This is a genomic window from Pseudomonas sp. PDM21 (genome assembly GCF_014852505.2).
Classification (GTDB): Bacteria; Pseudomonadota; Gammaproteobacteria; order Pseudomonadales; family Pseudomonadaceae; genus Pseudomonas.
In genome coordinates this window covers 6,384,942-6,403,828 of sequence record NZ_CM181223.1, presented here as the reverse complement: position 1 = coordinate 6,403,828, position 18,887 = coordinate 6,384,942, and the positions used below count along the sequence as shown (strand labels likewise).

The window sequence follows — 18,887 nt, the reverse complement described above, 5'->3', positions numbered from 1 at the left end:
CTCGGATGCGAGCGGACCGCCCCAGGGTGTTGCACCAAGGGGATACGGGAGAGGGGAAGAAGTAGGTAGTCGCGTTTACTTGGCCGATCCTGCGCGTAATCTGTAGTCCCTTTCCCGCGTATGGAATGCCATGAACTCCATTGACCGCCTGATCCAGCTCGCCGGCCTGCGCGGCAGCCTCGACCTGCGCTGCCAACTCCAGGGCGACTGGGCGCTGGACCACGAACAGGCACCGTGCGGGGTGGCGCAATACCACATCCTGCTGTCCGGCCGCTGCCAGGCGGAAATGCCTGACGGCCAGGTCCTTGCGCTACAAGCGGGTGACATCCTGGTTTTCCCGCGCGGTGGCGCGCACCTGCTGCGCAGCCAGGGACCGAAAGTGATCCCGGTGCCCACCCAGGTCAGCCAGGACGGCCTGCTGCCGGTGCACCGCATCGGCAGTGAAGGCGAGTCGCTGGATATCCTTTGCGGCAGCTTCCACTACCAGCGCGACTCGCTGCTGATCGGTGCGCTGCCGGCGTTCCTCAACGTCTCCACCCGGGCTCTGGGCCTGAGCGAACAACTGGCGTCGCTGGTCAGCCTGTTGCGCGCCGAGGCGGACGGCGACCAGCCTGGTGCGCGCTTCCTGGTCGATGCGCTGTCCTCGGCCCTGTTCACCCTGATCCTGCGCGTCTACCTGCAGGAGTACGTCCCCAGCAGCGGCACCCTGGCGTTGCTCGCCGACAAGCGCCTGAGCCGCGCCTGGCAGGCGATGCTCGACGACCCCGCCCACGAGTGGACCATCGAGGCGCTGGCCGAGCGTGCCAGCATGTCCCGCGCCACCTTCATGCGCCTGTTCACCCAGGTGGCCGGGCTGTCGCCCTGGGCGCTGCTGACCAAGGTGCGCATGGAGCTGGCCTACCGCCTGCTGAGCAGCTCGCAGCTGAGTCTCACCGACATCGCCGCGCAGGTTGGTTACCAGTCTCAGGCGTCCTTCACCAAGAAGTTCAAGGAAACCTACGGCGACGCCCCCGGTCGCCTGCGTCGCGCGGTGAACTAGACCAGCCGTCGTCGCGAGCAAAGGCGCATGGCGCGCATGGACATGTCCTGCCGCCCTCGCGACGGTTCACGTCGCTGCCGTCGCAGAGCTGAAACAGCGCTTTGCTAGGGTCATTGCTGGACTAGTCCAGTGAAGGCCCGCCATGGGCCTTCCCCATACCCACAAGACCACTCGGGGGAATTCCATGAAGCCCATGCGTACCTTGCTCGCCGGCCTGATCCTGGCCGGCCTCGCCAGTACCTCTTTCGCCGCCACCGAACTGAAACACTGGCCCGCGCCGGCCGCCAAGCAGCTCGATGCCTTGATCGCCGCCAACGCCAACAAGGGCGCCTTCGCGGTCTTCGACATGGACAACACCAGCTACCGCTACGACCTCGAGGAATCGCTGCTGCCCTTCCTCGAAATGAAAGGCGTGCTGACCCGCGAGAAGCTCGACCCCTCGCTCAAGCTGATCCCCTTCAAGGACGTCAACGGCCACAAGGAAAGCCTCAACAGCTACTACTACCGCCTCTGCGAGGTCGACGACCTGGTCTGCTACCCCTGGGTCGCCCAGGTGTTCTCCGGCTTCACTCTGAAAGAGCTCAAGGGTTACGTCGACGAGCTGATGGCCTATGGCAAGCCGGTGCCCAGCACCTACTACGAAGGCGACGTGGTCAAGAGCATCGAGATCAACCCGCCCAAGGTCTTCACCGGCCAGACCGAGCTGTACAACAAGCTGATGGAGAACGGCATCGAGGTCTACGTGATGACCGCCGCCCATGAGGAACTGGTGCGTATGGTCGCCAGCGATCCCAAGTACGGGTACAACGTGAAGCCCGAGAACGTTATCGGCGTCACCACCCTGCTCAAGGACCGCCAGAGCGGTGCCCTGACCACCGCGCGCAAGCAGATTGCCGAAGGCAAGTACGATCCCAAGGCCAACCTGAACCTGGAGATCACCCCCTACCTGTGGACCCCGGCCACCTGGATGGCCGGCAAGCAGGCGGCGATCCTCACCTACATCGACCAGTGGAAGAAGCCCATCCTGGTCGGCGGCGATACCCCCAGCAGCGATGGCTACATGCTGTTCAACGGCACCGCCGAGAACGGCGTGCACCTGTGGATCAACCGCAAGGCCAAGTACATGGACCAGCTCAACGGCATGATCAAGAAGAATGCCGCGGCCCAGGCCGGGCTCGGCCAGCCGGTCACCGCCGACAAGAACTGGGTGATCGTCACCCCGGAAGAGATCCAGTAGGCGCGTAGCGCTTGCGTAGGAGCGCGGGCGCTCTGGTAGGGTGCTTAACGCGCCAGCGTTATCCGCCGTGGTGCTATCGGCGGATAACCCGTTCCGGGTTATCCGCCCTACGGCCCTGCGCTCCACACCATCCTGCGGACTGACTCCGGATTCACACTGTAGGAGCGCCGTTGCCCGGACTGGAGCCCCCGCCCCAAGCCAAATCCGGGTGAATGACTCAAGTATTGTCACGCGCCGCCGATAGCCTGTGCAGACCGGCGAACCACGCCGGCACTCCCCTCGAACCGAAGCAGGCCGCTCCTCGAACCACGGGCGACGGCCCGCCGTTGCGTGCAGAAGCAGAAAAATGAACCAGCCCCGATCCCGCATCGCCCTGCAATTGGCGATGGCCCTGGCCGTGCTCCTGATCCTGTTGATCAGCGGCAGCACGCTGTTTGCCTTGCGCTCGCTAGACAGCGCTACCCTGACTACCCGCGAAGAACACCTCGCCAGCGAAGCGCGCCTGCTGGCGGACCAGCTGGAAACCTTCCACGGCACCCTGCGCGAGAGCACCCAGCGCCTCGCCGGCCTGTTCGAGAAGCGCTTCGCTGCCGGCCTGAAAGCGCACACCGATGAGCGCGTGCCGGTCGCCGCACTGCAAGCCCCGGCGCTGTACCTGGGCGACACCCGCCTGAACGGCGACTTCACCCTGGTCGACGAATTCCGCCAGCTCACCGCCGGCGTCGCCACCGTTTTCGTGCGTGATGGCGACGACTTCGTGCGCATCACCACCTCGCTGATGAAGCAGGACGGCAGCCGCGCCATGGGCACCGTGCTCGACCACAACAGCCCGGCCTACCCGCTGCTGATGCGCGGCGAAAGCTACGTCGGTCGTGCGCTGCTGTTCGACCGCTTCTACATGACCCAGTACACCCCGGTGCGCGACGGCAGCGGGCGGGTGATCGCCGTACTGTTCGTCGGCTTCGACTACACCGACGCGCAGAAACGCCAGTTCGACAACCTCGGTCGCTTCCGCCTCGGTCAGGGCGGCTCGCTGGCGCTGCTGGACGAACAACACCACTGGCTGGTGCCGCCGGCCGGCGCGCGCAACCCCGAGCGCGCCGCCGACAGCCTCGCCAGCCTGCTGGACAACCCCGGCCGTGGCCGCTTCTGGAGCGACGGCCAGGATGATTTCTACAGCGTGGCGCAGCCCTTTGCCGGCGGCCCCTGGACCGTCGTCGCGAGCATGCCCAAGGACGAGATCCGCGCGGTGACCTGGCGCGTCGGTGGTCAGCTGGCCATGGGCAGCCTGATCGCCATGCTGCTGGCGGTGATCGCCACCACCTGGCTGCTGCAATGCCGCCTGCGTCCGCTGGGCGACCTGGTGCGCCAGGCCCATGCGCTGGGCGCCGGCGACCTGGGCGCGCGCCTGTCAGTTGCCAGCCGTGACGAGATCGGCGACCTGGCGCGCAGCTTCAACCAGATGGGCGAGGCGCTCTCCCGCATGGTTGAGCGCGTGCGCGGTGCAGCGGAGGAAGTGGGGCATTGCTCGCGTTCGCTGTCGGGTCTTTCCAGTGGCGCCTATGCCGGCATGGAACAGCAGTCCGGCGAGATCAACAGCATGGCCGGCGCGGTGGAAGAGTTCAGCGCCACCTCGATGGACATCGCCGACAACATGCGCAGCACCGAACGCATGGCCAGCGAGAACACCCGGCAGACGCGCATTGGCCTGCACTCCATGGACGATGCCTCCGCCTCGCTGGCGCAGATCGCCGGCGCACTGCAGCAGACCGTGGAGCGGGTCAATCGCCTCGGCGCGCGCTCCCAGGAGATCGGCAGCATCGTCGGGGTGATCACTTCGATTGCCGAGCAGACCAACCTGCTGGCACTCAACGCCGCCATCGAGGCCGCCCGTGCCGGCGAGCAGGGGCGCGGCTTTGCCGTGGTTGCCGATGAAGTGCGCAGCCTGGCGGCGCGCACCCAGGCCGCCACCACGGAAATCTCGCAGATGATCGGCGCCATCCAGCAGGACACCGGCAGCGCCACCGAGACCATCGAGCAGGGCAGCCAACTGATGCAGCACGGGCTGGCGCTGAACGAGAAGGTCGCCGCGGCGCTGGCGGAAATCTCCCAGCAGAGCAGTGCGGCCGGCGAGCAGTTCGCCGCCATCACCACCGCGACCCAGGAGCAGAGCCGCACCGCGACCCTGCTCAGCAGCAACCTGCAGGGCATCGCCCAGGCCAACAGCGAACAGCGTCAGGTGGTGGCCGATCTGGCGCAGACCGTGCGCGAGCTGGACAGCCTGGCCGCCGGCCTGCGCGACGAGGTCGGGCGCTTCCGCTGAAGCGCCGGGCGGGTCAGTCCTTGAGCTGGCCCAGCCCGTACTCCAGGCTGGCGGCGGACAGCTCGCCCATCTGGCTGTGCTTCAGGCGTCCCTGGGCGTCGTAGAACAGCGTGGTGGGCATGCCGTAGGAGCCGGTGGCCTGACCGAGGCGGTTGCCGCTGTCGAGCAGCACCGCCGCCTCGCTCAGGCCCTGTTCGCGCAGGAAACGCTGCACGGCTTCGGCATTCTCGCCCTGGTTGACCAGCAGGAAGCGCACATCGCTGCGCTGTTGCTGAGCGGCCTCCAGCACCGGCATCTCGCGCCGGCACGGCGGGCACCAGGTGGCCCAGAGGTTTACCACCATGGGCCGGCCATCCAGCGCGCGCAGGTCCACGGCGGCCCCGCGCAGGTCCATCACCGTGAGTTCGGGAATCTGCTGGCTGCGGTCCAGCGCCGAGGTCACGGCCTTGCCGCCGCCCCATAGGCACACACCGACCACGGCCGCGACGGCCAGCGGGCGGCGCAGCTCTGTCCGCTTCCAGGCCAGCAGCGCGCCTATCAATGCGGCGGCGATCACCCCCGGCAGGGCGAGAAAGCCGCCATCGCGGATGTCGACGATGCTCAGCGGCGTCGCCGCGTACTGCTCGAAGTAGCGCGCGACGAAGGCCAGCCGCGCCACCAGCAGGCCACCGAGGAGCATGGCGAACAGCGCGCCTTCGGGGTTGGCGCCGCGCTTGCGCCCGGCCAGCCAGCCGGCCAGCAGGGCGCCGAAGAAGCCGAGGTAGAGCAGCACGTGGGGCAGGGGAAGGGCCAGAGGGCCGAGGGTGAGACTGGTCAAAGCGGGTGCCTGGCAAAAGGAAACCAAGGTACAGCAGGGCGCCGCCACGGGGCAGCGCCGGGCTGTGGATAAATGTTTCGCCTCAGGCGGGCAGCGGCTCGGCCTGCTGCTCGCGCAGCTCGGCGGTCAACCGCTTGGCGCAGGCGCCGACCTTGCGCACGGCATCCTCGATCACCGCCAGGTCACGGTGGGAGTAGTTCATGCGGATGCAGTTGCGGTACTTGCCCGAGGCGGAAAAGATGTTGCCCGCCGCCACCTGCACGTTGTCGCGGCGCAGCTCCTGGTTCAGCCGCACGCTGTCGAACAGCGGGTCGAACTCGACCCAGAGCATGAAACCGCCACGCGGCCGGGTGACTCGCGCACCCTCGGGGAAGTAGCGGCCGACCCACTCGGTCATCAGGTCGCGGTGGCGCTGGTACTGCGCGCGCATGCGGCGGATGTGCGGCTCGTAGTGGCCGCCGCCAATGAACTCGGCCAGCGCCATCTGCGGTTGCGGCGCGCAGGTGCCGCTGGCGATGTACTTGAAGTGGAGGATGCGGTCCAGGTAGCGCCCCGGCACCACCCAGCCAGTGCGCAGGCCGGGGGCTACCGTCTTGGAGAAGGAGCTGGCCAGCAATACGCGGTCATCGGTATCGAAGGACTTGATGCTGCGCGGGCGTGGGTAGGCGTAGGCCAGCTCGCCGTAGACGTCATCCTCGAGGATTGGCACGTCGTAGCGTGCCGCGAGCGTGAGCAAAGCGCGCTTGCGGGCGTCGGGCATGATGTAGCCCAGTGGGTTGTTGCAGTTGGGGGTGAGCAGGATGAGCTTCACCGGCCACTGTTCCATGGCCAGTTCCAGCGCCTCCAGGCTGATGCCGTTGGTGGGGTCGGTGGGGATTTCCAGCGCCTTCAGGCCATAGGCCTTGAGTGCCTGCATGGCGCCGTGGAAGCTGGGTGAATCGATGGCGATGATGTCCCCCGGCTCGCAGATGGCGCGCAGGGTAATGGCCAGCGCCTCCTGGCAGCCGGTGGTGATGACGATCTCGCTGGGCGGCACTTGGCAGCCGGAGTCCAGCATCAGCCGGGCGATCTGCTCGCGCAGCGGCAGCGAGCCCTGGATGCCTTCGTAGCCGAGGCTCTGCAGGTCGGTGCGGCGCGCGGCGTGCACCATCGCTCGCTGCAGCGGCTTGAGCGAGGGGCTGGCAATGTCCGGCGTGCCGCGCCCTAGCTGGACGAAATCGCCGCCCGGCGCGCGGCGCACCTGTTCCAGCACCTGGTCCCACTGCGATACGTCCACCGGCCGTTGCGCCGGGCGGGTCATGGCCGGCATCGGCGGCAGCTCGCGGCGCTCGGGTACGAAGTAGCCGGACTTCGGCCTGGGCTCGACCAGCCCGGAGTCCTCCAGCACACGGTAGGCCTGCTGCACGGTGCTGATGCTGACGCCGTGCTCCTCGCTCAGCGCGCGCACCGAGGGCAGGCGGTCGCCGGGACGGTACAGGCCCTGCTCGATGCGGTCGCCGAGGGTGGCGGCCAGCTGTGCGTAGCGTTTCATGACAGATCTCCCGTGCCGGACAGACTCGGCGGAATGCAGTACAGATTGGAAAAAAATACGCCATTCAGAAGGATTTCGCCTGTCTCTGTATGGAAAAAACTTCACAGCGTTGAATCTGTAATGATTTCTGCCGATTCGCCACGCTAGTCCCACGTTCGAAAGAGCTCGACTGGAGGAGTGACGAGATGAGCGGCCTGAGCGATGTGCGGCTGACCCTTTACCAACAGGAACTGCTGGAAATCCCCGGTGTGCGCGAAGCCCCGCGCGCCCCGCAGGAGAGCCGCTGGCAGCAGTTCTGGCGCCGTGTGCGCACGCGCAAACAGCTGATGGATCTGTCCGATGCGCAACTGAAGGATATCGGCGTCACCCGCGAACAGGCGCGGATAGAAGCGATGCGGCCGTTCTGGCGTTGCTGATCAGAAACTGAACAAACAGGGAGTGCTTATGAGCGAGACGCGCGCTGCTGCGTTTGATCGAGTCGCCGCCGAACTCGGCTACGACTTCAGCGGTGAAATGAAGATCGGCGGCAACTACGTGCCCTTCCTCATCGAAGGAAACCAGGTGCACATCAGTGGGCAGATTCCGCGGGTGGGTGATGAAATCGTCGTCACCGGCCGGGCGGGCAGTGAAGCCTCAATGGCCGATGCCCAACTGGCTGCCAAGGTCTGCGCCATGCGCGCGCTGGTCTTGCTGCGGCAGGCGCTGGGTGATCTCGACCGGGTGCGCAGAGTGTTGCAGCTCAACGTGTTCGTACAGTCAGCAGAGCACTTTACGCAACTGAGCGAGGTGGCCGACGGTGCATCGGCGGTGCTGTATGAGGTGCTGGGCGCGGCGGGTGTGCACACGCGCACTTCGGTTGGCGTCTATCAGTTGCCGAAGAACGCCACGGTCGAACTGAACCTCCTTGCCGTCGCGCAGGACCTGCCGGGCTAGTGCCCCGCGCGGTATTGCAGCGCTTCGGCGAGGTGCGGGCGGGCGATGTCGTCTGCCTGCTGCAGGTCGGCGAGGGTGCGGGCGACCTTGAGAATCCGGTGCAGGGCGCGCAGTGACAGGTTCAGGCGCTCGCCGGCCTTCTCCAGCCAGGCCTGGTCTTCCGGACTCAATGCACAATATTGGTGCATTTTCTGCAGGGTCAGAAAAGCGTTGGCACAACCCTGCCGGGCGAGCTGGCGCTGGCGCGCGCCAGCGACCTGCACAGCCAGTTCGGCACTGCTGGTACTCGGCCCGCTGGGCGCGAGGCTGGTGCTTTCGCGGCTGACGGTCAGGTGCAGGTCGATGCGGTCCAGCAGGGGGCCGGAGAGCTTGGCCCGGTAGCGCTGGATCTGCTCCGGCGAGCAGCGGCAACGGCCACTGGGGTCGCCCAGATAGCCGCAGGGGCAGGGATTCATCGCCGCCACCAGCTGGAAGCGTGCCGGGAAACGCACCCGGCCGTTGGCGCGGGCAATGACGATCTCGCCGCCTTCCAGCGGTTCACGCAGCACTTCCAGGACCTTGCGATCGAATTCCGGCAGCTCGTCGAGGAACAGCACGCCTTCGTGGGCCAGGGTAATTTCCCCCGGCTGCGGGCGACTGCCGCCACCGACCAGCGCCGGCGCGGAAGCAGTGTGGTGGGGCTGGCGGAAAGGCCGCTGCGGCCAGTGGGTCAACGGCCCGCGCCCGGCGACGGAATGGATCGCCGCGACCTGCAGCGCTTCGTCTTCATCCAGCGGCGGCATCAGACCGGGCAGACGGCTGGCGAGCAGCGTCTTGCCGGTGCCGGGCGGCCCACTGAACAGCAGGTTGTGCGCGCCGGCAGCGGCCACCAGCAGCGCGCGCTTGGCGGCGGCCTGGCCTTGCACTTCGGCAAGGTCGGGATAGGGCGGCGTGGCGCGCAGCAAGCCGTTGGCCTCAAAGGGGCGCAGGCGTTCCTGGCCGCTGAAGTGTGCGGCCAACTCCAGCAGGTGGCCGACGGCGTAGACGGTCAGGCCGCTGGCGAGGCTGGCCTCCTCGGCGTTCTCCTTCGGTACCACCAGCGCGCGTCCGGCAGCACGGGCTGCCAGCGCGGCGGGCAGTACACCGGGGACCGGCCGCAACGTGCCGGAGAGCGCCAGCTCACCCAGGCATTCGAGCCCATCCAGCCCGGCGGCATCGGCCAGTTGGCCGCTGGCGGCGAGGATGCCCAGGGCAATGGCCAGGTCGAAGCGCCCTCCGTCCTTTGGCAGGTCGGCCGGGGCGAGGTTCAGGGTGATCCTGCGGTTGGGGAAGTCGAAGCCCGAGTTGAGCAGGGCGCTGCGCACGCGGTCCTTGCTCTCCTTCACGGCGCCTTCGGGCAGGCCGACCAGGGTCAGTGACGGCAGGCCGTTGGCGAGGTGCGCCTCGACGGTGACGCCGGGCGCTTCCACACCGACCTGGGCGCGGCTATGGACGATGGCGAGGGACATGGATCACTCCTGGATTCCATGCCGCCCGCCAGGCGGGGCTTATTCTTCGGCGGCGGGGGCAGGTGCAGCGGTATCGGCGGGCGAGAGCCTGGCTTCCATCTCCGCGACCTTCGCTTCCAGTGCCTCGAGGCGGGCGCGGGTGCGCGCGAGGACGACCATCTGGCTGTCGAATTCGTCGCGGCTGACCAGGTCGAGCTTGCTGAAGGCGCTCTGCATCAGAACCTTGAACTGGGCTTCCAGCTCGGCCTTCGGCAGGGGCGATTCGCCACCGAACAGGCGTCCGGCTTGTTGGCTGATGGCATCGAGGAAGGCTTTGGGCGGCAGCATGGTTCATGGGTTCCGGATTGAATCAGAGCCCAGTCTATCACGCAGCCAGCGCTGGCTGCGGCGCGCCGGGTTGCACGCTTTTTGAGCAGTGTGCCCGCTCTGCGTGCGCGCTTTCGGTGCGCCAGAGTGGCGCTGGCGATTCGCCAGAAAGCCCTGTTTCAGGCCAAGTGCCTGATGCGACGGGCATTTTCACGAACTGGCAAGCTTCATGCTTTGGGGCAGATATGGCGTGCACCGATGCAGTTCCGGTGCGGCAGGCGAGGCGGTGGATTGCTTCGATCAAGGCAGTCGGAGTGCTGAGGTAGGGCGGCCGGCGCATTACAAAAGCCAGACACTGCGCTTAGACTTGTCTCCGGGTTCGTTCTTCCTGGGGCGGGTCCACCAAAACACGGGAGAGAGTTACATGAAGCTAGTCACAGCCATCATCAAGCCGTTCAAGCTGGACGACGTTCGTGAGTCGCTGTCCGAGATCGGCGTGCAGGGCATCACTGTGACCGAAGTCAAAGGCTTCGGCCGGCAGAAGGGTCACACCGAGCTGTACCGTGGCGCGGAATACGTTGTCGATTTCCTGCCGAAGGTGAAGATCGACGTCGCCATCGCCGATGACCAGCTGGATCGTGTTATCGAAGCCATCACCAAGGCCGCCAACACCGGGAAGATCGGTGACGGCAAGATCTTTGTCGTAAATCTGGAACAGGCCATTCGTATCCGTACCGGCGAAACCGGCACCGACGCGATCTAAGCCAAGCCCACACCGAACCCCCACGCCCCAGGAGAAACAACAATGACTCTGCGCAAATACGCAGGGCTAGGCGCCCTATTGCCCCTCGCAATGCCCGGTCTGGCCTTGGCCGACGAGGCTGCGGCCCCCGTCCTGAACAGCGGTGACACCGCCTGGATGCTGATTTCCAGCGCCCTGGTGCTGCTGATGACCATCCCTGGCCTGGCGCTGTTCTATGGCGGCATGGTGCGCGCCAAGAACGTCCTGTCGATCATGATGCAGTGCTTTGCGATCACCGCGCTGATCAGCATCCTCTGGGTCGTCTACGGCTACAGCCTGGCCTTCGATACCATCGGTATGGAAAAGGGCGTGGTCAACTTCGCTTCCTTCGTCGGCGGGCTGGACAAGGCCTTCCTCAGCGGCCTGACCACCAGCGGCCTGACGTCCGCCGCCGCGCTGTTCCCTGAGAGCGTCTTCGTGATGTTCCAGATGACCTTCGCGATCATCACGCCGGCCCTGATCGTCGGCGCCTTCGCCGAGCGCATGAAGTTCTCGGCCATGCTGATCTTCACCGCGCTGTGGTTCACCCTGGTCTATGCACCGATTGCCCACATGGTCTGGAGCGGTGACGGCGGCCTGCTGTGGGACTGGGGCGTGCTGGACTTCGCCGGCGGCACCGTGGTGCACATCAACGCCGGTATCGCTGGCCTGGTGGCGTGCATCGTTCTCGGCAAGCGCAAGGGCTACCCGACCGCTGCCATGGCCCCGCACAACCTGGGCTACACCCTGATCGGCGCCGCCCTGCTGTGGATCGGCTGGTTCGGCTTCAACGCCGGTTCCGCCGCTGCCGCCAACGGCACCGCCGGCATGGCCATGCTGGTAACCCAGATCGCCACCGCCGCCGCCGCCCTGGGCTGGATGTTCGCCGAGTGGATCACCCACGGTAAGCCGAGCGCCCTGGGCATCGCTTCGGGCGTGGTTGCCGGCCTGGTCGCCATCACCCCGGCTGCCGGTACCTGCGGCCCGATGGGCGCCATCGTGATCGGCCTGGCTGCCGGCGTGATCTGCTTCTTCGCCGCCACCAGCCTCAAGCGCGCCGTCGGCTACGACGATTCGCTGGACGCCTTCGGCGTGCATGCTGTCGGCGGTATCGTCGGCGCCCTGCTCACCGGCGTGTTCGCAGCCCCGGCACTGGGCGGCTTCGGCACCGTGACCGACATCGGCGCGCAGCTGTTCACCCAGTTCAAGGGCGTGGCCTTCACCATCGTCTACACCGGTATCGTCAGCTTCGTGATCCTCAAGGTTCTGGACCTGGTCATGGGCCTGCGCGTCTCCGAGGAAGAGGAAACCGTGGGTCTGGACCTCTCCCTGCACAACGAGCGCGGCTACAACCTGTAAGGGTTCGCGCAAGTTCGACGAAGGGCGCCCTCGGGCGCCCTTTGTTTTTTCGATCAGCACGCTAGAATGCGCGCGCATCACCGTTAGCGACGCAAGGATTGCCCGCCATGTGGCAGCAGAAGACCATCACCCTGCGCCCTCGACCGCGAGGTTTCCACCTGGTCACCGACGAGATCCTGGCCGCGCTGCCGGAGTTGTCGAAGTGCCGGGTCGGCCTGCTGCACCTGCTGTTGCAGCACACCTCCGCTTCGCTGACGGTCAATGAGAATGCCGACCCCTCGGTGCGCCGCGATTTCGAGCGATTCTTCAATCGCCTGGTGCCCCAGGGCGAGAGCGGCTATGAACATGACTACGAAGGTCCGGACGACCTTCCGGCGCATTTCAAGTCAAGCCTGCTGGGCTGTCAGCTGACGCTGCCGATACAGGAGGGAGGCTTGGCAATGGGCACCTGGCAAGGTATCTATCTGGGCGAGCACCGCGACCACGGAGGCCCGCGCAGCATAGTGGCGACCTGGCAGGGCGAGCTTGTATGAATTTTTTCCGGCGGCGTTCGTCAAAGCGCGCAGCTGGGCTATAACTAACGTGCTTTGCAGCACCACAGAGGTTGAACAATGAGCGACGAAGAACTGGAACAGGACGAGCTGGACGGCGCTGACGAGGACGATGGCGAGGAACTCGCCGCAGCGGACGACAGCGACGCCGAAGCAGACAGCGGCGATGGGGATGAAGCCCCTTCTCCCAAGGGCGGTGGCAAGAAAGCCAAGGCCGCTGCGGAAGAAGAGGAACTGCCCTCGGTCGAAGCCAAGCAGAAGGATCGTGATGCACTGGCTCGCGCGATGGAGGAATTCCTCACTCGCGGTGGCAAGGTGCAGGAGATCGAGCCGAACGTCGTGGCCGACCCGCCCAAGAAGCCGGATAGCAAATACGGCAGCCGCCCTATCTGATATCTGACGCGACATGAAAAAGCCCCGCCGCTCCGTGAGGAGAGGCGGGGCTTTTTCATGTCCGTTTGTAACGGACTTGTTGGAGCGAGCTTGCTTGCGAGTCGCTTGAATCCTGCGGTATCCGGGAGCTCTGGTTCGCGAGCAGGCTCGCCCCGGAAAAGCCGTCAGAGTTTTGCCAGAACGCCGGGCAGCTCGGACAGGTTGTGGATGATCGCGCTGGGCGCCTCTTCGCCGTCCCATGCCTTGCGCGCCGGGTTGAACCAGATCGCCTTCATGCCCGCGCGACGCGCGCCGGCGATGTCATCGCTGGGGTGGTCGCCGATGTGCACGGCGTGTTCCGCCGCCACGCCGCCGCGCTTGAGTGCTTCCTGGAACGGGTGCGGATCGGGTTTGCCGACGCCAAGTTCTTCCGCGCACAGGGCGAACTGGAAGTAATCGGCCAGGCCCAGGCGGCGCACGTCGGCGTTGCCGTTGGTGAGCACGCCAAGGATGAAGCGGTTGGCCAGTTGCTCCAGGGTCGGGTGCACCTCGGGGAACAGCGCCACCTGGTGCCGCGCGTGGAGGAAGGTCTGGAACCCGGCTTCGGCCAGGTCGCTGGCCTCCGCTTGTGGATAACCCGCGTCGAGCAGGGCGTGGAACAGGATGCGCCGGCGCAGTTCGCTCAGGCGGTGCCGGAGCATCGGGTCCTGCTCCATCAGCCGCGAGCGGATCGCCCACAGGTGTTCGATGGGCACAGGCCCCAGTTGCGCGGCGTTCACCGCCAGCCAGTCGCGCAGGGTGGCTTCCGCGCTGTTCATCACCGGGGCAACATCCCACAGCGTGTCATCGAGGTCGAAGGTGACCAGACGGATACTCATTCTTCTGCTCCGGGTTTACGGCGTGCCCGTGGGTGCGCCTGGTCATAGACCGTGGCGAGGTGCTGGAAGTCCAGGTGGGTGTAGATCTGCGTGGTGGCGATGTCGGCGTGGCCGAGCAGCTCCTGCACTGCGCGCAGGTCCTGGGAGGACTCCAGCATATGACTGGCGAAGGAGTGCCTCAGCATGTGCGGATGCAGGTGCTGGCCCAGCTCGCGCACACCGGCTTCGCGCACGCGCAGCTGGACCGCGCGGGGCGTCAGGCGCTTGCCGCTGCGGCCGATGAACACGGCGTTGTCCTGTGGCGAGGCGAGGGCCCGCAGCGGCAGCCAGTTCTCGATGGCCTGCCGCGCGGCGCGGCCGACCGGCAGCTCGCGCACCTTGTTGCCCTTGCCGTGCACGCGCACCAGACCGTCCTTGAGGTCCAGCCACTCCTGGTCGAGGCCGACCAGTTCGGAGAGGCGCAGGCCCGAGGAATAGAACAGCTCCAGCAGTGCCTGGTCGCGGCGGGCGATGAAGTCGTCCTCGACGCCGCCGTCGAGCAGTTGCGCGGTGCGGTCGGTATCCAGCGTACGCGGCAGCTTGCGTGCGCCCTTGGGCGCGGCGAGTCCGTCGGCGGGGTTGTGCCGGCAACGGCCTTCGCGGATCAGGTACTGGTACAGCCCGCGGGTGGCCGACAGCAGGCGCGCCAGGCTGCGGCTGGCAAGGCCCTGCTGGTGCAGGCGGGCGACGAACATACGCAGGTCGCGCACCTGCAGCGCGGGCCACTCGTTCAGCGAGGATTTTTCGCAGAGCGCGGCGAGGCGCAGCAGGTCGCGGCGATAGCCATCGAGGGTATGGACGGACACCTGGCGCTCGCTGCGCAGGTGTTCCAGGTAGGCATCCAGATCGGCTTCGAGCGACAAGCGATCAGCTCCCAGCGGTGAAGGCCCGGCGGGATCAGCGTACCGAGCGCAGTGGCGTGGAGAAGCGCGGCAGGGTCCGCGCGAGGACTTCGGCGACGTAGCCCAGGAACAGCGTGCCCAGCGAGCTCTTGTAGTGCTGCGGATCGGGGCTGCCGATCGCCAATACGCCGTGCAGGCCCTGGAAGGTCAGCGGCACCACGGCGGCGGAGCCGACCTGCTCGCGTTCGCTTTCGCAGAACAGGAAGGCCAGCTCGTGGGGGCGCAGCACGCCGCAGACGGTCTTGCCGCCCGACAGCAGGCCGCCGATGGCCTGGTGCGCCTCGGCGCTGCTCACCGAACGGCCCACCGGCAGGTTGTTGTCGCTGAAGAGGATCAGGCTGACGTAGGGCACGAGGAACTCGTGGCGCAGGCTGTCTTCTGCCGTGCTGACGATTTCCTCGAGGCTGGTGGCATCGAGCAGGTCGAGCACCAGGCGACGGGTCTTGTCGAACAGTCGGTCGTTGTCGCGGGCCACGTCCATCAGCTGCGACAGCCGATGGCGCATCTCGATGTTGCGCTCGCGCAGCAGGCGTACCTGGCGCTCCACCAGCGACACGGCGTCGCCCGGCTGGTGCGGAATGCGCATCTCCGGGATCAGCTCGTCATGATCGACGAAGAATTCAGGGTGCCGGCGAAGATAGTCGGCGACCTGTTCGGCTTCGAGCGTAACGGTGGGGTCCTGCGGAGTATCGGTCATAAGCGTCCCGGTTATAGACGTACCTGGCCTTCGAACACCCGCACTGCGGGCCCGGTCATCATAACGGGCTGACCCGGTCCTGCCCACTCGATGGACAACCGTCCGCCGGGAAGGTCGATCTGTACCGGCGATTGCAGCCAGCCCTGGCGGATGCCGGCAACGGCGGCAGCGCAGGCGCCGGTGCCGCAGGCCAGTGTCTCGCCGGCGCCGCGTTCCCAGACGCGCAGGCGCGCCTGGTGCGGATTGACGATCTGCAGGAAGCCGATGTTGGCCTTCTGCGGGAAGCTTTCGTGGATTTCCAGTTTCGGCCCCAGGGTGCGCACCGGAGCGCTGTCCACGTCATCCACACGCAGCACGCCGTGCGGGTTGCCCATGGAGATCGCTGCCAGCTCGTATTGCTGGCCGTCCACTTCGAGGGGGTAGCTCAGCGCTTCAGCACCGGCCTGGAACGGCACCTGCTCGGGTTGCAGGCGCGGCGGGCCCATGTCGACGATGACCTGGCCGTCGTTGGCGATGGTCAGTTCGATCATGCCGCCCTTGGTTTCCACGCGGATGGTCTTCTTTGCGGTCAGGCGCTTGTCGACCACGAAACGGGCGAAACAGCGCGCGCCGTTGCCGCACTGTTCGACCTCGGTGCCGTCGCAGTTGAAGATGCGGTAGCGGAAGTCGGCGTCCGGCGTGCTCGGCGGCTCGACGATCAGCAGCTGATCGAAGCCGACCCCGAAGTTGCGGTCGCCCCACTGTTTGACATGGCGTGGTTGCACATGGGCGTGCTGGCTGACCAGGTCCAGGACCATGAAGTCATTGCCCAGCCCATGCATCTTGGTAAAGCGCAGAAGCATCGTCGTCTCGGCCTCAGTCCGGCAGCAGGCTTTCGCCGGCGAACAGCTCTGGTCGTGTTCCGTGGCGACGCACCCAGTGCGCGGCCGAGCTATCCACCAGCACCTCGGCGGCGCGGCCCCGGGTGTTGTAGTTGGAATTCATGACGAAACCATAGGCGCCGGCCGAACGCACGGCCAGCAGGCCGCCTTCTTCGCGGACGGGGTTGCGGAGTCGGGCGAGGAGTTCGCCGTTACCGCTTTGCGGCATGCCGAAGCGCCCGGCGATTGCCGGCGACGGCAGGTCTGCCGCGAACAGTTGCCCGTCGCGGACGTCGAAGGCGTCCATGGGAACGCCCTCAGAGACCGTAGCGGTCCTTGCTGTGCTCGCTCTTGGCCTTCTGGTCGTCCGGCAGGTACAGCGGGCCTTTCTGGCCACAGCCGGCCAGCGCGGCGGTGAAGACGGCGAGCGCGACGAAGGGAAGCAGCAGTCGCTTCATGGCGGAATCCTTGTAATAAAGCGTCAATTGACCCGGAGTATACCGACCCCCCGCCGGCTTGCCTATTCAAGCGGGCTCCCGCCTGGCGGGGCTTGCGGCTCGCGCGGGAAGGGCCGGTGGCCCTATGATGGCGGGCAAAAAATGGAATGCCTGATGGACTATCGCGATCCCCTGCCCAGTTCGGTGTCGGTGGCCTACCTGCAGGGCCTCGTGGAGCATCTGCAGCGCCAGGGCGTGGACCCGGCGCAGTTGCTGGCGACGGTGCACCTGGAGCCTTCGATCCTTGCCCAGCGCGACCAGCGCATCGCCGCCAGCGCCTACCTGGAGCTGGTGGGCGCCGGCGTGCGCCTGAGCGGCGACGACAACCTCGGCCTGCACCTGGGCGAGGCGGTGCGGCCCGGCTACTACGGCGTGCTCGGTTACCTGATCATGAGTTGCGCGACCCTCTCCGACGCCCTGCACCGGCAGGCGCGCTATGCCTCGCTGGTAGGCAACCTGGGCCGCGTCGAGCTGGCCGACGAGCCGCCGCGCACGGGCTGCGAGGCGCTGGTGAAGCACAGCTGGGAGCCGCTGCTGCCGCAACAGCAACGACAGATGAGCGAAGAGACGCTGGCCGGCTGGGTCAGTTTCGGCCATTGGGTCAGCGGCGTGGACGAGGTGCCGTTCGAAGTGCGCTTCAGCCATAGCGCCCCGGCAGATGTCAGCGAGCACGAGCGCATCTTCCGCTGCCCGGTGCTGTTCGATCAGCCGGACAACGCCCTGGTCTTCCCCAGACGCCTGCTTTCGCTACCGCTCGGCCAGGCCGATGCCCAGGTGCAGCGCACGCTGGATGCCTACGCCGAACGTCTGCTGGTGGAAATCAACAAGGGCGACACCGTGCTCGACCGCGCGCGCCTGGAGCTGGCGCGCCAACTGCCGGAGCAGGGCGCGGATCTGGAGCGCCTGTCGCAGACCCTGGCGCTGAGCCCGCGCACCCTGCAGCGGCGGCTGCGCGACACCGGCCTGTCGTTCAGCCAGCTGGTGGATGAAACCCGCCAGCAACTGGTGCTGCACTACCTGCGCGACCCGGCGCTGGACACTGCCGACATCGCCTACCTGCTCGGCTTCAGCGAAGCCGGCTCGCTCGCCCGTGCATTCCGGCGCTGGACGGGGCAGAGTCTGGGCGAATACCGGCGTAAACTGGTGCCTTTGACTGATCCCGAGGACGATGCATGAGCACTTTGAGCGAAGCCCGCTTCCATGACCTGGTGGACGCCGTACAGGTAACGGTGGAGGACGCCTTCGACGACAGCGACCTGGACCTGGACCTGGAAAACTCCAGCGGCGTGCTGACCGTGCGCTTCGAGAACGGCACCCAGCTGATCCTCAGCCGCCAGCCGGCGCTGCGCCAGCTGTGGGTGGCGGCGCGCTCCGGCGGCTTCCACTTCGACTACGACGAATCCGGCTCGCTGTGGATCTGCGACAGCACCCGCGAACCGCTGGGCGCGCTGCTCAATCGCGCGACCCTGGAGCAGGCAGGCGAGGATGTCGACTTCCCCGGCATCTGAGCCGCGGGCGAGCGTCGCCTCGCCCTGCTGCCGGCGCTGTTGCCTGGACGACGCGGACATCTGCGTCGGCTGCGGGCGCACCCTGGGCGAGATCCTGGAGTGGAACGAGGCCGACGGCGAGCGGCGCCTGGCGATTCTGGCGGACTGCGAAAAGCGCCGAAACAACCAGCGGCCGAAGTGGTGACTGGTCGGTGTTGCTTATTTTCTGTGCTGTGTTAGTGTCCGGGAAAACCCCGCCTTGGGCGGGGTTTTTCTTTTTTCGGATTTCATTACGTTCGATCCCCGAACGTCTTTACTGCCAGAACACCCAGGGCCCCGAACGCGCGAGCGTCCGGGGCTCTCCTGTAAGGAGACTGCCAACCATCATGACCACGACTCCCATCACCGTGACTCGACTCGACCTGCAACGTCTGGAGCGCATGCTCGACAGCCTGGATGAGTACGGCCCCGCGGCCGAGGCGCTGGAGGCCGAGCTGGCCCGCGCCACGGTGGTCGGCCACGACGAGATACCGCCGGGCGTGGTCACGATGAACTCCACCGTGCGCTGCCGCGAAGAAGGCAGCGGCAAGGAATACCACCTGACCCTGGTCTACCCGGCTGGCGTCGGCGGTGAAGGCAAGGTCTCGATTCTTGCTCCGGTCGGCACTGCGCTGCTCGGCCTGACCACCGGCCAGAGCATCGACTGGCCGGTACCCAGCGGCAAGACGCTGAAGCTGACCCTGCTGGAAGTGGAATACCAGCCCGAAGCGGCCGGCGATTTCGATCGCTGA

22 protein-coding genes and 1 pseudogene are annotated in these 18,887 nt (G+C 66.6%); 13 read left to right on the top strand and 10 right to left on the bottom strand.

The window, feature by feature from the left end; genetic code table 11:
• Nucleotides 1-130: 130 nt before the first annotated feature.
• The 3 genes from IB275_RS29520 (at nucleotide 131) to IB275_RS29510 (ending at nucleotide 4,599) form a co-directional block, all read left to right on the top strand.
• Complete coding sequence (locus IB275_RS29520) at nucleotides 131-1,039, top strand: AraC family transcriptional regulator (protein WP_192293554.1); 909 nt, start codon at nucleotides 131-133, stop codon at nucleotides 1,037-1,039.
• A 184-nt stretch (nucleotides 1,040-1,223) separates the two neighbouring features.
• Nucleotides 1,224-2,276, top strand: a complete 1,053-nt coding sequence (locus IB275_RS29515; RefSeq protein ID WP_405307446.1) for a haloacid dehalogenase-like hydrolase — start codon at nucleotides 1,224-1,226, stop codon at nucleotides 2,274-2,276.
• 346 nt (nucleotides 2,277-2,622) lie between these two features.
• Nucleotides 2,623-4,599 (top strand): methyl-accepting chemotaxis protein, encoded by a 1,977-nt coding sequence (locus tag IB275_RS29510; protein ID WP_192293552.1) that lies wholly within the window; start codon nucleotides 2,623-2,625, stop codon nucleotides 4,597-4,599.
• Between the two features lie 13 nt (nucleotides 4,600-4,612).
• On the opposite strand, the gene IB275_RS29505 is transcribed toward IB275_RS29510, so the two are convergent.
• Both IB275_RS29505 and IB275_RS29500 read right to left on the bottom strand, forming a co-directional pair.
• Nucleotides 4,613-5,416, bottom strand: a complete 804-nt coding sequence (locus IB275_RS29505; RefSeq protein ID WP_192293550.1) for a TlpA disulfide reductase family protein — start codon at nucleotides 5,414-5,416, stop codon at nucleotides 4,613-4,615.
• A gap of 82 nt (nucleotides 5,417-5,498) precedes the next feature.
• Entirely contained in the window at nucleotides 5,499-6,947 is a 1,449-nt protein-coding gene (locus IB275_RS29500; RefSeq protein WP_192293548.1) for an aminotransferase-like domain-containing protein, read from the bottom strand.
• Nucleotides 6,948-7,132: 185 nt separating this feature from the next.
• Between IB275_RS29500 and IB275_RS29495 the strand changes: the two genes are divergently transcribed.
• Together IB275_RS29495 and IB275_RS29490 are read left to right on the top strand one after the other, a co-directional pair.
• Nucleotides 7,133-7,363 carry a DUF1127 domain-containing protein gene (locus IB275_RS29495; RefSeq protein WP_192293546.1) on the top strand — a complete coding sequence of 77 codons (231 nt, stop codon included), beginning with the start codon at nucleotides 7,133-7,135 and terminating at the stop codon, nucleotides 7,361-7,363.
• Nucleotides 7,364-7,391: 28 nt separating this feature from the next.
• Nucleotides 7,392-7,880, top strand: a complete 489-nt coding sequence (locus IB275_RS29490; protein ID WP_192293544.1) for a RidA family protein — start codon at nucleotides 7,392-7,394, stop codon at nucleotides 7,878-7,880.
• On the opposite strand, the gene IB275_RS29485 is transcribed toward IB275_RS29490, so the two are convergent.
• Together IB275_RS29485 and IB275_RS29480 are read right to left on the bottom strand one after the other, a co-directional pair.
• Entirely contained in the window at nucleotides 7,877-9,367 is a 1,491-nt protein-coding gene (locus tag IB275_RS29485; protein WP_192293542.1) for a YifB family Mg chelatase-like AAA ATPase, read from the bottom strand. The genes IB275_RS29490 and IB275_RS29485 overlap by 4 nt on opposite strands.
• A gap of 39 nt (nucleotides 9,368-9,406) precedes the next feature.
• Nucleotides 9,407-9,694, bottom strand: coding sequence for an accessory factor UbiK family protein (locus IB275_RS29480; RefSeq protein WP_081515185.1), 288 nt, complete (start codon nucleotides 9,692-9,694; stop codon nucleotides 9,407-9,409).
• A gap of 403 nt (nucleotides 9,695-10,097) precedes the next feature.
• Between IB275_RS29480 and glnK the strand changes: the two genes are divergently transcribed.
• The 4 genes from glnK to sutA all read left to right on the top strand — a co-directional run bounded on the left by glnK (nucleotide 10,098) and on the right by sutA (nucleotide 12,757).
• On the top strand, nucleotides 10,098-10,436 hold the full coding sequence (gene glnK / locus IB275_RS29475; protein ID WP_003457590.1) for a P-II family nitrogen regulator: 339 nt from the start codon (nucleotides 10,098-10,100) through the stop codon (nucleotides 10,434-10,436).
• Between the two features lie 42 nt (nucleotides 10,437-10,478).
• The gene (locus tag IB275_RS29470; RefSeq protein ID WP_192293540.1) at nucleotides 10,479-11,813 is read left to right on the top strand and encodes an ammonium transporter; all 1,335 of its coding nucleotides are present in this window, start codon (nucleotides 10,479-10,481) and stop codon (nucleotides 11,811-11,813) included.
• A 107-nt stretch (nucleotides 11,814-11,920) separates the two neighbouring features.
• Nucleotides 11,921-12,346 (top strand): secondary thiamine-phosphate synthase enzyme YjbQ, encoded by a 426-nt coding sequence (locus IB275_RS29465; RefSeq protein ID WP_192293538.1) that lies wholly within the window; start codon nucleotides 11,921-11,923, stop codon nucleotides 12,344-12,346.
• Nucleotides 12,347-12,424: 78 nt separating this feature from the next.
• Nucleotides 12,425-12,757 carry a transcriptional regulator SutA gene (gene sutA / locus IB275_RS29460; protein ID WP_045215410.1) on the top strand — a complete coding sequence of 111 codons (333 nt, stop codon included), beginning with the start codon at nucleotides 12,425-12,427 and terminating at the stop codon, nucleotides 12,755-12,757.
• A 164-nt stretch (nucleotides 12,758-12,921) separates the two neighbouring features.
• On the opposite strand, the gene IB275_RS29455 is transcribed toward sutA, so the two are convergent.
• The 6 genes and pseudogenes from IB275_RS29455 to lptM form a co-directional block, all read right to left on the bottom strand.
• Nucleotides 12,922-13,614, bottom strand: coding sequence for an HAD family hydrolase (locus IB275_RS29455; RefSeq protein WP_192293536.1), 693 nt, complete (start codon nucleotides 13,612-13,614; stop codon nucleotides 12,922-12,924).
• Nucleotides 13,611-14,516 (bottom strand): tyrosine recombinase XerC, encoded by a 906-nt coding sequence (gene xerC, locus IB275_RS29450; protein WP_192293534.1) that lies wholly within the window; start codon nucleotides 14,514-14,516, stop codon nucleotides 13,611-13,613. The genes IB275_RS29455 and xerC overlap by 4 nt, the downstream gene beginning before the upstream one ends.
• 34 nt (nucleotides 14,517-14,550) lie before the next feature.
• Nucleotides 14,551-15,252, bottom strand: coding sequence for a DUF484 family protein (locus tag IB275_RS29445; RefSeq protein ID WP_192293532.1), 702 nt, complete (start codon nucleotides 15,250-15,252; stop codon nucleotides 14,551-14,553).
• A gap of 11 nt (nucleotides 15,253-15,263) precedes the next feature.
• Nucleotides 15,264-16,094: a diaminopimelate epimerase gene (gene dapF / locus IB275_RS29440; RefSeq protein WP_192293530.1), complete on the bottom strand. Its 831-nt coding sequence runs from the start codon at nucleotides 16,092-16,094 to the stop codon at nucleotides 15,264-15,266.
• 13 nt (nucleotides 16,095-16,107) lie between these two features.
• A pseudogene (locus tag IB275_RS29435) lies at nucleotides 16,108-16,284 on the bottom strand (diaminopimelate decarboxylase); the annotation flags it as partial.
• A gap of 145 nt (nucleotides 16,285-16,429) precedes the next feature.
• Nucleotides 16,430-16,570, bottom strand: a complete 141-nt coding sequence (gene lptM / locus IB275_RS29430; RefSeq protein WP_081515193.1) for an LPS translocon maturation chaperone LptM — start codon at nucleotides 16,568-16,570, stop codon at nucleotides 16,430-16,432.
• A 153-nt stretch (nucleotides 16,571-16,723) separates the two neighbouring features.
• Between lptM and IB275_RS29425 the strand changes: the two genes are divergently transcribed.
• The 4 genes from IB275_RS29425 to rnk all read left to right on the top strand — a co-directional run bounded on the left by IB275_RS29425 (nucleotide 16,724) and on the right by rnk (nucleotide 18,887).
• Nucleotides 16,724-17,785 carry an AraC family transcriptional regulator gene (locus IB275_RS29425; protein WP_192293528.1) on the top strand — a complete coding sequence of 354 codons (1,062 nt, stop codon included), beginning with the start codon at nucleotides 16,724-16,726 and terminating at the stop codon, nucleotides 17,783-17,785.
• A complete protein-coding gene (gene cyaY / locus IB275_RS29420; protein WP_024762102.1) occupies nucleotides 17,782-18,117 on the top strand; it encodes an iron donor protein CyaY in 336 nt (111 codons plus the stop codon). Before IB275_RS29425 ends, cyaY begins: the two co-directional genes overlap by 4 nt.
• Entirely contained in the window at nucleotides 18,095-18,301 is a 207-nt protein-coding gene (locus IB275_RS29415) for a DUF1289 domain-containing protein (protein ID WP_192293526.1), read from the top strand. Before cyaY ends, IB275_RS29415 begins: the two co-directional genes overlap by 23 nt.
• A gap of 181 nt (nucleotides 18,302-18,482) precedes the next feature.
• Nucleotides 18,483-18,887: a nucleoside diphosphate kinase regulator gene (rnk, locus tag IB275_RS29410; protein WP_081515196.1), complete on the top strand. Its 405-nt coding sequence runs from the start codon at nucleotides 18,483-18,485 to the stop codon at nucleotides 18,885-18,887.